Genomic DNA, 11,719 nt, shown 5'->3' with positions numbered 1-11,719 from the left:
TCGTAGGGCAGATTCCTCAGGGAATTCACCCCTCTCCCCGGCACGGGCTGCCTTCGGCGCGCCTTTTCCCGGGACCTCACCCACAGGAGCGGTCGCGTGAAGGCGCTGGTCAAGGAGAAGGCGGAGCCCGGGCTCTGGCTCACGGACGTCCCCGAGCCGCAGGCAGGCGCCGGCGACGTGCTGATCAAGGTCCTCAGGACCGGCATCTGCGGCACCGACCTGCACATCCGCAACTGGGACGGCTGGGCGCAGCAGGCCATCACGACGCCGCTCGTCCTCGGCCACGAGTTCGTCGGTGAGGTCGTCGAGACCGGCCGCGACGTCGCCGACATCAACATCGGCGACCGGGTCAGCGGTGAGGGCCACCTCGTCTGCGGCAAGTGCCGCAACTGCCTCGCCGGACGCCGCCACCTCTGCCGTGCCACGGTCGGCCTCGGCGTCGGCCGCGACGGCGCGTTCGCCGAGTACGTCGTGCTGCCCGCCGCCAACGTGTGGGTGCACCGGGTCCCGGTCGACCTCGATGTCGCCGCGATCTTCGACCCGTTCGGCAACGCCGTCCACACGGCCCTGTCCTTCCCGCTGGTCGGCGAGGACGTCCTGATCACCGGAGCCGGACCGATCGGCCTGATGGCCGCCGCCGTGGCCCGTCACGCGGGCGCCCGCAACGTCGTCATCACCGACGTCAGCGAGGAGCGCCTCGAACTGGCCCGCAAGATAGGGGTCAGCCTCGCGCTCAACGTCGCGGGCTCGACGATCGCGGACGGCCAGCGCACCCTCGGCCTGCGCGAGGGCTTCGACATCGGCCTGGAAATGTCTGGCCGCCCCGAGGCCATGCGCGACATGATCGCCAACATGACGCACGGCGGTCGGATCGCGATGCTGGGCCTGCCCGCCCAGGAGTTCCCGGTCGACTGGTCCCGGATCGTCACCTCCATGATCACGATCAAGGGCATCTACGGCCGCGAGATGTTCGAGACGTGGTACGCGATGTCGGTCCTGCTGGAGGGCGGCCTCGACCTCGCCCCCGTGATCACCGGGCGGTACGGATTCCGCGACTACGAGGACGCGTTCGCCGACGCCGCCAGCGGCCGTGGCGGCAAGGTCATCCTCGACTGGACCCTCTGAGGACTCTAAGGAACTGATGATGTTCGACTCCGTCCGTGACGACCTGCGCACCACCCTCGAAGAGATCAGCGCCGCCGGCCTGTACAAGCCCGAGCGGGTCATCGGCAGTCCGCAGTCCGCGACCGTGAGCGTCACCGCGGGCGGCCGCCCCGGTGAGGTCCTGAACTTCTGCGCGAACAACTACCTCGGTCTCGCCGACCACCCCGAGGTCGTCGCCGCCGCCCACGAGGCCCTCGACCGCTGGGGCTACGGCATGGCCTCCGTGCGCTTCATCTGCGGTACGCAGGAGGTGCACAAGGAGCTGGAGGCGCGGCTGTCCGCGTTCCTCGGCCAGGAGGACACGATCCTCTACTCCTCCTGCTTCGACGCCAACGGCGGTGTCTTCGAGACCCTGCTCGGTGCCGAGGACGCGGTCATCTCCGACGCCCTCAACCACGCCTCGATCATCGACGGCATCCGCCTCTCCAAGGCCCGCCGCTTCCGGTACGCCAACCGCGACATGGCCGACCTGGAGACGCAGCTCAAGGAGGCCTCCGACGCGCGCCGCCGGCTGATCGTCACGGACGGCGTGTTCTCCATGGACGGCTACGTCGCCCCCCTCAAGGAGATCTGCGACCTCGCGGACCGCTACGACGCCATGGTCATGGTCGACGACTCGCACGCTGTCGGCTTCGTCGGCCCCGGCGGCCGCGGCACCCCCGAGCTGCACGGCGTCATGGACCGGGTCGACATCATCACGGGCACCCTCGGCAAGGCTCTCGGCGGCGCCTCCGGCGGTTACGCCGCCGCCCGCGCCGAGATCGTCGCCCTGCTGCGCCAGCGGTCCCGCCCGTACCTCTTCTCGAACACCCTCGCCCCGGTGATCGCCGCGGCCTCCCTGAAGGTCCTCGACCTGCTGGAGTCCGCCGACGACCTGCGGGTGCGGCTCGCCGAGAACACCGCCCTGTTCCGCTCCCGGATGACCGCGGAGGGCTTCGACATCCTCCCGGGCGACCACGCCATCGCGCCCGTCATGATCGGTGACGCCTCCGTCGCCGGCCGGATGGCGGAGCTGCTCCTGGAGCGCGGCGTGTACGTGATCGGATTCTCGTACCCGGTCGTCCCGCAGGGGAAGGCCCGTATCCGGGTGCAGCTGTCCGCCGGGCACTCCACCGAGGACGTCAACCGTGTCGTGGACGCCTTCGTGTCGGCGCGGACGGAACTCGACGCCGCCTGACGCGGGTACGCGCCCCGCGGTCCCGGGATGGCGGAAGCCACTCCGGGAGCGTGGGGCGACGGCCCCCTCGGAGTCCCGCACACCTGCCGGGCTCCGGTCCGCCCGATGACCGGAAAACCCGCGTGACCTGAGAGAATCGGTCACATGATCGAAGCGCGGCGGCTCCACATCCTCCGTGCGGTGGCCGACCACCGCACGGTGACAGCGGCAGCCGCCGCGCTGTATCTCACCCCCTCGGCGGTCTCGCAGCAGCTGACCGCCCTGGAGCAGGAGACGGGCCACCGGCTCGTCGAGCGCGGCGCCAAGGGCGTGCGGCTGACACCCGCCGGAGAGATCCTGCTCAGCCACACCAACGCCGTCCTCGCACAACTGGAGCGGGCGGAAGCCGAGTTGGCCGCGTACAGCTCGGGGTCGGCCGGGACGGTCACGGTGGCCTCCTTCGCCACCGGCATCGGCCTGGTCGTGGGCCCCGCCCTGTCCCGCCTCGCCGTCGCCGCCCCCGGAATCCGTCTCCGGGTCCAGGACGCCGAGGGGGACGCCAGCCTGCCCATGGTGCTCGACCGGCAGGTCGACATCGCGGTGGCCGTCGAATACCGGGGGGCGCCGGACGCGGACGACCCGCGTCTGACGCACGTGCCGCTCTACGCCGAACCCTTCGACGCGGTCGTCCCGGTCACGCACCGGCTGGCCGACGCCGAGGAGGTGCCGCTCGCCGAACTGGCCAAGGATCCGTGGATCGGCCCCTACCCGGGCAACCCCTGCCATGACGTGGTCGTCCTGGCCTGCGAGAACGCCGGGTTCCAGCCGCGACTCGAACACTCCTCGGACGACTTCCGCGCCGTCGTCGCCCTCGCCGCCGCCGACGCCGGTGTCGCCCTGGTGCCCCGCTCGGCGCTGCGCGGCATGGAACTCACGGGCGTCGTCGTCCGCCCCGTCGACGGTGTCGCGCCCACCCGCCGCGTCTTCGCCGCCGTCCGCCGCGGCGCGGAGGGCCACCCGCTGATCCGGCCCGTACTGGAGGCGCTGACGCACGCGGCGACGGTCGACTGAGATCGCGAGTTCCCGAATATGGGATAGTATCCCGGATATGGGAAGCGATGAGGTCGACACGGTCGACGCGGTCGATGTCCGGCTCGGGGCCCGACTGGCCGAGCTGAGAGCCGAACGGGGCTGGCCGCTGGGCGAGTTGGCGGAACGCAGCGGCATCAGCCGCTCGACCCTCTCCCGCGCCGAGCGTGCCGAGATCAGCCCTACGGCCTCCCTCCTGAACCGTCTCTGCCATGTGTACGGGCGGACCATGTCCCAGCTGCTGAGCGAGGTCGAGGCGGAACCGGCGCTGCTGGTCCGCGCCGCGGACCAGGCGGTCTGGACGGACCGGGCCTCCGGCTTCGAGCGGCGGTCGGTGTCGCCGCCGCACGCCGGACTGCGGGGCGAACTGGTCGAGGGGAGGCTCGCGGCCGGCGCCGACATCGCCTACGACCGGCCTCCCGTGCCCGGTCTGGAGCAGCACATCTGGGTCCTCGACGGATCGCTCGACGTGAGCGCGCAGGACGTGGAGCACCGGCTCGGCCCCGGAGACTGTCTCCGGCTGCGGGTGTGGGGTCCGACGCGCTTTCGCTGCCCCGGACCCGAGGGCGTGCGGTACGCGCTGGCGGTGGTGCTCCCGTGACCGGCCCCGCGATCACCGTGTCCCGGCTCACCGCGGCCGAACTCCTCTCGGAGGCCGTCGAGTTGGCCGATCTGCTCACCGACACCGTGGCCGGCGGCGCCTCGATCGGGTTCCTCGCGCCGCTCGATGGGGCGGACGCCGCCGCCTGGTGGCAGGAGCGCGCGACCGCAGTCGCGGCGGGCCACCTCGACGTCTGGACGGCCCGTCGCGCCGACCGGCTGCTCGGCACCGTGAGCCTCGTCCGCCCGGACAAGCCCAACAGCCGCCATCGCGCGGAACTCGTCAAACTCATGGTGCACCGGGACGGCCGCGGTCAGGGACTCGGCCGTACGCTCCTGATGACCGCGGAGACCGGGGCCGCCGCGGCGGGCGTCACCCTCCTCCACCTGGATACCGAGACGGACAGTCCCGCCGAGTCCCTCTACCTCTCGGCCGGCTGGACCCGCCTCGGGGCGATCCCCGACTACGCCGCGACGCCGACGGGCGAGCTGCGTCCGACGACCATCTTCTACAAGCGGCTGGAAGCGGACGCCGCGGGCGGCGCCCGTCCGGCGGGTCCCCGCACGACCGCCCTCTGACGTGGTGCTTCTGCCCGTCGATGTCAGTGCCGTTGGCTAGCGTGCGTCCCATGCCGGATGCCGAAGACGTACGACGGATCGCCCTCTCTCTGCCGGACACGACGGAGAAGATCGCCTGGAGCATGCCCACGTTCCGGGTCGCGGGGAAGATGTTCGCCACGATGCCCGAGGCCGAGACCTCCATCGCCGTGCGCTGTCCGAAGGAAGAGCGCGACGAACTGGTCCTGGCCGAGCCGGACAAGTTCTGGATCGCCGACCACGAGGCCGGTTTCGCCTGGGTCCGCGCCCGGCTCTCCGCGCTGGAGGACGACGACGAACTCCGCGACATCCTCGCCGACTCCTGGCGCCAGGCGGCCCCGCCCCGACTGATCGAGGCCCACACCGAGTTGGGGCGCCCGTCCGCCGACTGAAATGCCTCCGGCGTTGTCGGTGCCCCGTGGCATGATCCGGAAACAGGAGTGGGGTGCGGGGCGGACGACTTCGTGGGGGAGTCGTGGGGCATGGGCCGGGGGAGGGGTGTGAGCAGGATGACCAGGACGTCATCGGGTGAGGAGCCGCGGTGCGCGGGGCCGTCGGGCCGCGTGGCGCAGGGGCGTGCCACCGAGGAGTGGGGCGCGTCGCCCCCGGCGTTGCGAGACGTCCACGAACCGTCACGGGGCGGGCTGCCGTCGTCAAGTGAGCTTCCTGAGAAGCAGGTCGGCGTTCAGGGTTCCTCGGGCGCCGGCGCGCTCCGGGCCGACATCGTTGCCGACCGGCCGCCACGGTCCGTCTGGTCGCGCGACTTCGCCCTCTTCTTCGTCGCCCGGGCCCTCGCCCGGCTCGGCGACACCATGCTGCCGGTGGCCCTCGCCGCCGGACTCCTCCAGTACGGGTACGGGGTGGGCGCCGTCGGGCTCGCCATGGCCGCGTCGGTCGCCTCCTTCGCCGGACTGGTCATCTTCGGCGGCGTGATCGCCGACCGGTTCAGCACCCGCAAGCTGATGATCGGTGCCGACCTTGTGCGGCTCGTGACGCAGTCCATCGCGGCGGCGCTCTTCTTCACCGACCACGTCGTCCTCTGGCAGATCTGCGTGATCGGCGCCGTCAACGGCGTCGCGGGCGCGGTCTTCCAGCCCGGTGTCGCGAGCACCGTGCCGCGCCTCGCCGCCGATGTGCAGGCGGCGAACGGCGCCATCCGCATCGCCGAGTCCGGCGCGCAGCTCGGCGGCCCGGCCCTCGCCGGCCTGCTCGTCGCCTTCGCCTCCGCCGGCGGGGTCTTCGTGGCCCACGCGGCCACCTTCGCGCTCAGCGCCCTGTGCCTGGTGCTGCTCCGCCTGCCGCCGGCCGCTCCCGGTAGCCGGACGCACGGCGCCGGCTTCCGCGCCGATCTCGTCGAGGGCTGGCGGGAGTTCAGAGCCCGCACCTGGCTGTGGGGCGTCATCGTCATCTGGTGCGTCTACATGATCGCCGTCTGGGGTCCGACCGTCCCCCTGGTCGCGACCGAGGTGGTCCAGCAGCACGGCCCGCGCGCCTACGGGCTGATCAACTCCGCGCTCGGCGCGGGCACCGTCATCGGCGGGCTCGTCGCACTGCGCCTGCGTCCGCGCCGCATGCTGCGCGCGGGTTCGTTCGCCCTCTTCGCCTTCGCGTGCTTCCCCGCCTCCGTCGGCGCCGGGCTGGGCGTGGGGGCCATCTGCGCCGGAGCGGTGATAGCCGGCGCGGGGATGTCCGTCTGGGGCGTCATGTGGGCGACCAGCGTGCAGACGCAGGTCGCACCGGACGTCCTCAACCGCATCCACGCCTACGACGTCGCCGGCTCCCTGGCGATGATGCCCGTCGGACAGGCGCTCGCGGGACCCGCGGCCGCCGCGCTCGGCGCCGACCGCGTCCTGCTCATCGGCGGGGTCATGAGCCTCGTCGTGGCCGCGGCCCTGCTCTCGGTGCCGGCGATCCGAGAGCTGGTCCGTGTCGAGGGCCCCGTGCCCCGGCTCGGGGCCGCCGCCCTCGCCGCACCGGCCCGGAAGGAGTGACGCCGGGCCGGCCGGGCGCAGCGACCGGCCCGAGCGCGGGCGGCGGACGACCGGCGTCTCAGACCCGCACGCGGACCGCGAGGAAGGCGTCGATCCGCTCCCGCAAGGACCGGGCGTCCAGACCGTGCGCGACCAGGTGCTCCTCCATCGTCCCGTAGCGCCGCAGTTCACGGCGGCCGACGCCGAGACCGAGGACTCGGTGGGGCACGTCGACGAGGGCGTCACCCGCGGCGGCCGTCGAGGTGCCGGCCAAGTAGGGCTCGACCAGGACGACATCGGTGCCTGCCGCCTCGGTGGCGCCGCGCAGCGCGGCGGCGTCGAAGGGGCGGACCGTGGTCGCGTAGAGCACGGTCACGTCGCGTCCCTCGGTCGCCGCGAGCACGGCGTCGAGCATCGGTCCGACGGCGACCACCACGCCCTCGCGCCCCTCCCGGACGGTGCGGAAACGGGATCCGTCGACCCCGAGCGGGCGCGCGTTCGCCTGGACGGACAGCCGGACGTACACCTTGTCGTCCCCGGCGGCGACGGCGTGCCGCAGCAGCGTCTCCGCCTCGTCGGGGTGCCCCGGAACGTGCACGGTCCAGCCGTCGAGGGTGTCCAGCAGAGCCACGTCGCCCGGCGCCATGTGCGTGAAGCCGCCCGCGGGCCAGTCGAAGGAGGCCGCGGCGCTGACCAGGACGGCGCCCGCGTCCTGGTGCCCGAGGTCCAGCTTCACCTGCTCGAAGGGCCGCTCCACCAGGAAGCTCGCGAAGGTGTGCACGACGGGGCGCAGGCCGGTCAGCGCCAGTCCCGCGCCCGTTCCGATCAGCAACTGCTCCCGGATGCCGACGTTGATCACCCGGTCCGGATGCCTGTGCCGGGCCTCGGCGAAGCCGTCCGCGCCGATCTCGGCGAGCACGACGGCGACGCGCGGGTCCTCGTCGAGCAGTCGCGAGACGACAGGGGCGAAACGGTCACGCATGGTGTCCATGAGTGCGGGTCCTTTCCGGGGGCGATGAGGTGGCGTTTGCCGATGGCCGACTGCTGCCCGCGGGGTGCGGGGGTGCAGTGCAGAGGCCGGGTGCGGAGGGAGGGGCTGCGAGGGAGAGGGGCGAGGGATCGCCGGTGCCGGCCCGGTCACGGGTTCTTCGGTTCGACCTGTGCCACGACCACCCGCGGCCGGCCCGGATGCGCGGCCGTGAAGGCCGCGTACAGGGCCTGGTGATCGCGGCCGTCCACGGTGGCGGCGGACCAGCCGGCCGCCTCGAACCGGGCCGCGATCCCGCCCGGGCGGGCGTGACTGGCCGAGGAGTTGTCGATCACGACGGTGTGCAGCCGGTCCAGCCCGGCCGGTCCCGCGTACGCGATCGCCTCGTGGTTGCTGCCCTCGTCCAGCTCCGCGTCGCCGATCAGCACCCACACCCGCGGATCGTCGAGCCCCTGCGCGCGCAGCCCGAGCGCCGTCCCGACCGCGATCGGCAGTCCGTGGCCGAGCGACCCGCTGCCGATCTCGGCGCCGGGCACCAGCAGCCGGTCCGGATGGTGCCCGAGCGGCGAGTCGTAGGAGCCGAAGCCGGGAAGCCACTCCACCGGCAGGAAGCCCTTCGCCGCGAGCACCGCGTAGTAGGCCATCGGACCGTGCCCCTTGGACAGGAGGAACCGGTCACGTCCCAGGTCGTCCGTCCCACCGGGACTCACGCGCAGAACCCGGTCGTAGAGGACCCACAGCGCGTCCAGCGTGGAGGTCGCCGCCGGGCCGTGCTTCTCGTCGCCCGTCATCAGGGCCATGAGTCGGGGCAGGTCGGCGTAGGTGTGGCTGTGCTTCGCGGTGATCGTCATGGAGCCGATCGTGCAACCTCAACCAAACTTCAGGTCAAGTGCGGACGAGGATCTCCCGAACGTTTTCGGACGCCCTCGTGCGACCGCCCCGCGCAAAACGGGTGCGCGACCACGGGTACGAGTGCGGTATTGTTTCCGTGCACGTCCAACCAGGGGAAACCCCAGGTCAGACGGGCAGCGGGACGTGGCGCAGCTTGGTAGCGCACTTGACTGGGGGTCAAGGGGTCGCAGGTTCAAATCCTGTCGTCCCGACTCGAAGAGTCGTGGTCCGAAGGCCGTTTTCTCAGCGATGAGGAAGCGGCCTTCGGCGTATCCGCGCGCCGTCGCACGCTCTCCCCTCCGCGCGGCCCCGCAGCGCCGGGCCGTGCCCCGGTGGCCGAGAAAAACGCGTGGACCGCCTTGAGGCCGCCACGGGACACTGAAGCGGCCGGCCGGCCCGTACCGCACTGAGCACGGTCCTTTCACGCACCGGCAGCTCCCCCGCAGACGCGCTGACAGGGCTGCCCACGACGACACGGGGTTGGGGATGACTTCACCTGAATCGCGCGGGGCGTTACCCGGCAGGGGCTCGGTGCTCCTCGCCCTCCGCCACTACGGACGGGAGCTGCGCCGGCTCCGCAGGCTGACGGGGCCCGCCCTGCTGCTGCCCGCGCTGGGCAACATCGGCATCAACTACGTCGCGCCGCTCATCGTCGCCAAGCTCGTGGGGCGCATCGCCGAGGACAGGACCGTCTCCGTCGGTACGGCCATGCCGTACGTCCTCGGATTCGGCGGCGTGCTGCTGCTCGCCGAGGCCCTGTGGCGGCTCGGCCTGCACTGTCTCAACCGCCTGGACGCCCTCGGCATCGAGCACCTCTACGTGATCGGCATGGACGAACTGTTCGCGAAGGACGCGTCGTTCTTCCACGACAACTTCGCCGGGTCGCTGACCAAGCGGGTGCTGAGTTTCGCCTCCCGTTTCGAGGACTTCGTCGACACGATGACCTTCCAGGTCGTCGGCAGCTTCGTGCCTCTGTTGTTCGGTTCGGTCGTCCTGTGGCGCTACGAGCCGCTGCTCGTGGTCGGACTGCTGGCGATGATCACGGTGACGGGGCTGTGCGTGGTGCCGCTCATCCGCCGCCGGCAGGCCATCGTCGCGCAGCGCGAGGAGGCCATCGCCCGGGTCTCCGGTCATGTCGCCGACAGCCTGATGAACATGGACACCGTCCGCGCCTTCGCGGCGGAGGAGCGGGAGGCGGCCGAGCACCGCTCGCGGGTCGCCGCGTCCCGCCGGCTCACCCTGCGGTCCTGGGACTACGGCAACCTGCGCATCGACACCCTGGTCGCGCCGATGTCGGTGCTGACCAACGCGCTCGGCCTGCTGCTCGCGGTCGCGCTGGCCGGGGGCGGGCACGGTGTGGAGGCCGTCGTCGTCGCCTTCACGTACTACGCCAACGCGACCCGGATCATGTTCGAGTTCAACCAGATCTACCGGCGTCTGGAGAGCTCGATGACGGAGGCGGCGCAGTTCACCGAGCTGTTGCTGACGCCGCCGACCGTGCTCGACCCGGTCGCGCCGGAGCCGCTGCGGTCCCGGGCCGCCGACGTCCGCTTCGAGCGGGTGAACTTCACGCACGGAGGGGCGAAGCCGCTGTTCGCGGGGCTCGAACTGGAGGTGCCGAGCGGCGCGAAGGTCGGACTGGTCGGCCGGTCCGGGGGCGGCAAGACCACGCTCACCCGGCTGCTGCTGCGGATGACGGACATCGACGCGGGCCGCATCCTGATCGGCGGCCAGGACATCAGCAGGCTGCGCCAGGCGGACCTGCGCAGCCTGATCGCCTACGTGCCGCAGGACCCCGCGATGTTCCACCGCACCCTGCGGGACAACATCGCCTTCGCCCGCCCGGAAGCCACCGACGCCGAGATCCGCCGCGCGGCCGGGGCGGCACACGTCACCGAGTTCGCCGACGCCCTGCCCGAGGGCTTCGACACGATGGTGGGGGAGCGGGGCATCAAGCTGTCGGGCGGGCAGCGCCAGCGGGTCGCCCTCGCCCGGGCGATCCTGCGGGACGCGCCGATCCTGCTGCTCGACGAGGCGACCAGCGCCCTGGACTCCGAGAGCGAGATCCTCGTCCAGGAGGCGCTGTGGCGGCTCATGGAGCGGCGCACGGCGCTGGTGGTGGCGCACCGGCTGAGCACGGTCGCCACCATGGACCGGCTCGTCGTCCTCGACCACGGGCGCATCGTCGAACAGGGCACCCACCAGGAACTGCTCGCGTCCGAAGGCGCCTACGCCAAGCTGTGGCGCCACCAGTCGGGCGGCTTCATCGACGACGGCCCGGCTCCCGCCGACCTGGGCGCACCGGCCGAGGCCGGCACCGTACCGGCCGAACGCCGCTGAACACGAGGCGGCCGGGGGCGTTCGGGAGCCAACAGGGCTCGGGCGCATGGGGGTTGGATGCCCCCTAGCGCTTGAAGCCGACCCCGCCGTACAGGGACACCGGCTCGTCGCCGATCGGGGTCTCGTCCTCCGCGAGTTCGGGACGCCAGTCCTTCACGGAGACGATCCCCGGTTCGACGAGGTCGAGTCCCGTGAAGAAGCGGCCCACTTCGGCGTGCGAACGGCCCACGAGGGTGACCCCGCCGCGCGCGTACGTCTCGATGCCGCGCCGTACGTTCTCCGGTTCGAAGTCGGCGGTCATCGCGGACAGCGCGAGGCAACTGCCCGGGGCCAGCGCGTCCACCAACGTCTCCACCAGCTCGTACGCGCCGGTCTCGTCGGCGACGAAGTGCATCAGCGCGATCAGGGAGAGGGCCACGGGCCGGTCGAGGTCCAGCACCCGTCCCGCCTCGGCGAGGATCTTCCCCGGCTCGCGGATGTCCGCCTGGATGTACTCCGTCACCCCCTCCGGGGTGCCCCGCAGCAGCGCCTCGGCGTGGGCCAGCACGATGGGGTCGTTGTCGACGTACACCACCCGGGCGTCCGGAGCGGTCAGCTGCGCGATCTGGTGGAGGTTGGGCTCGGTGGGGATGCCGGTGCCGATGTCGAGGAACTGGCCGATTCCCGCCGTGCGGACCAGGTGGCGGGTGGCGCGCTGCATGAACCAGCGGTTGCTGCGCGCGGCCCGCTTGGCGCCCGGATCCAGGGACATGATGTGCTGCCCGAGCTGCTCGTCGACCGGGTAGTTGTCCTTGCCGCCCAGATACCAGTCGTACACCCGTGCCGGATGCGGCCTGCTGGTGTCGATCCGGTCCGCCGTGGACTCGGTCCCCGTCATACGACAACTCCCTGTTCCGCTCGGCCCGTTCACCCCGCCGGCGACTG

General features: G+C 72.0%; 11 protein-coding genes and 1 tRNA gene. 9 read left to right on the top strand and 3 right to left on the bottom strand.

Annotation, left to right across the window (positions count from 1 at the left end):
• The first annotated feature begins 96 nt into the window (after positions 1 to 96).
• From tdh to ACIRQH_RS06605, 7 genes are all read left to right on the top strand, one after another.
• Positions 97 to 1,125, top strand: a complete 1,029-nt coding sequence (gene tdh / locus ACIRQH_RS06635) for an L-threonine 3-dehydrogenase (protein WP_404224520.1) — start codon at positions 97 to 99, stop codon at positions 1,123 to 1,125.
• Positions 1,126 to 1,144: 19 nt separating this feature from the next.
• Positions 1,145 to 2,341: a glycine C-acetyltransferase gene (locus tag ACIRQH_RS06630; protein WP_358817843.1), complete on the top strand. Its 1,197-nt coding sequence runs from the start codon at positions 1,145 to 1,147 to the stop codon at positions 2,339 to 2,341.
• A gap of 144 nt (positions 2,342 to 2,485) precedes the next feature.
• On the top strand, positions 2,486 to 3,391 hold the full coding sequence (locus tag ACIRQH_RS06625; protein ID WP_388879745.1) for a LysR family transcriptional regulator: 906 nt from the start codon (positions 2,486 to 2,488) through the stop codon (positions 3,389 to 3,391).
• A 37-nt stretch (positions 3,392 to 3,428) separates the two neighbouring features.
• Complete coding sequence (locus ACIRQH_RS06620; protein WP_388879748.1) at positions 3,429 to 4,010, top strand: helix-turn-helix domain-containing protein; 582 nt, start codon at positions 3,429 to 3,431, stop codon at positions 4,008 to 4,010.
• An 11-nt stretch (positions 4,011 to 4,021) separates the two neighbouring features.
• A complete protein-coding gene (locus tag ACIRQH_RS06615; protein ID WP_388935994.1) occupies positions 4,022 to 4,588 on the top strand; it encodes a GNAT family N-acetyltransferase in 567 nt (188 codons plus the stop codon).
• A gap of 50 nt (positions 4,589 to 4,638) precedes the next feature.
• Positions 4,639 to 4,998: an MmcQ/YjbR family DNA-binding protein gene (locus ACIRQH_RS06610; protein ID WP_388879754.1), complete on the top strand. Its 360-nt coding sequence runs from the start codon at positions 4,639 to 4,641 to the stop codon at positions 4,996 to 4,998.
• A gap of 252 nt (positions 4,999 to 5,250) precedes the next feature.
• Positions 5,251 to 6,597, top strand: a complete 1,347-nt coding sequence (locus ACIRQH_RS06605; RefSeq protein WP_404224571.1) for an MFS transporter — start codon at positions 5,251 to 5,253, stop codon at positions 6,595 to 6,597.
• A 58-nt stretch (positions 6,598 to 6,655) separates the two neighbouring features.
• Here the strand turns inward: ACIRQH_RS06605 and ACIRQH_RS06600 are convergent, their stop codons facing one another.
• Both ACIRQH_RS06600 and ACIRQH_RS06595 read right to left on the bottom strand, forming a co-directional pair.
• The gene (locus tag ACIRQH_RS06600; protein WP_388879757.1) at positions 6,656 to 7,567 is read right to left on the bottom strand and encodes a transketolase family protein; all 912 of its coding nucleotides are present in this window, start codon (positions 7,565 to 7,567) and stop codon (positions 6,656 to 6,658) included.
• Between the two features lie 146 nt (positions 7,568 to 7,713).
• Entirely contained in the window at positions 7,714 to 8,415 is a 702-nt protein-coding gene (locus tag ACIRQH_RS06595; RefSeq protein WP_388935980.1) for a transketolase, read from the bottom strand.
• 178 nt (positions 8,416 to 8,593) lie between these two features.
• Here ACIRQH_RS06595 and ACIRQH_RS06590 point away from each other — a divergent pair.
• Positions 8,594 to 8,667 (top strand) — tRNA-Pro (locus tag ACIRQH_RS06590).
• A gap of 274 nt (positions 8,668 to 8,941) precedes the next feature.
• Positions 8,942 to 10,795 (top strand): ABC transporter ATP-binding protein, encoded by a 1,854-nt coding sequence (locus tag ACIRQH_RS06585; protein WP_388879760.1) that lies wholly within the window; start codon positions 8,942 to 8,944, stop codon positions 10,793 to 10,795.
• A gap of 64 nt (positions 10,796 to 10,859) precedes the next feature.
• On the opposite strand, the gene ACIRQH_RS06580 is transcribed toward ACIRQH_RS06585, so the two are convergent.
• Positions 10,860 to 11,672 carry an SAM-dependent methyltransferase gene (locus tag ACIRQH_RS06580; protein WP_358817801.1) on the bottom strand — a complete coding sequence of 271 codons (813 nt, stop codon included), beginning with the start codon at positions 11,670 to 11,672 and terminating at the stop codon, positions 10,860 to 10,862.
• Positions 11,673 to 11,719: the final 47 nt, after the last annotated feature.

The organism is Streptomyces sp. NPDC102279, assembly GCF_044766365.1.
Classification (GTDB): domain Bacteria; phylum Actinomycetota; class Actinomycetes; order Streptomycetales; family Streptomycetaceae; genus Streptomyces.
This window is presented reverse-complemented; position numbering and strand designations above follow the sequence as displayed.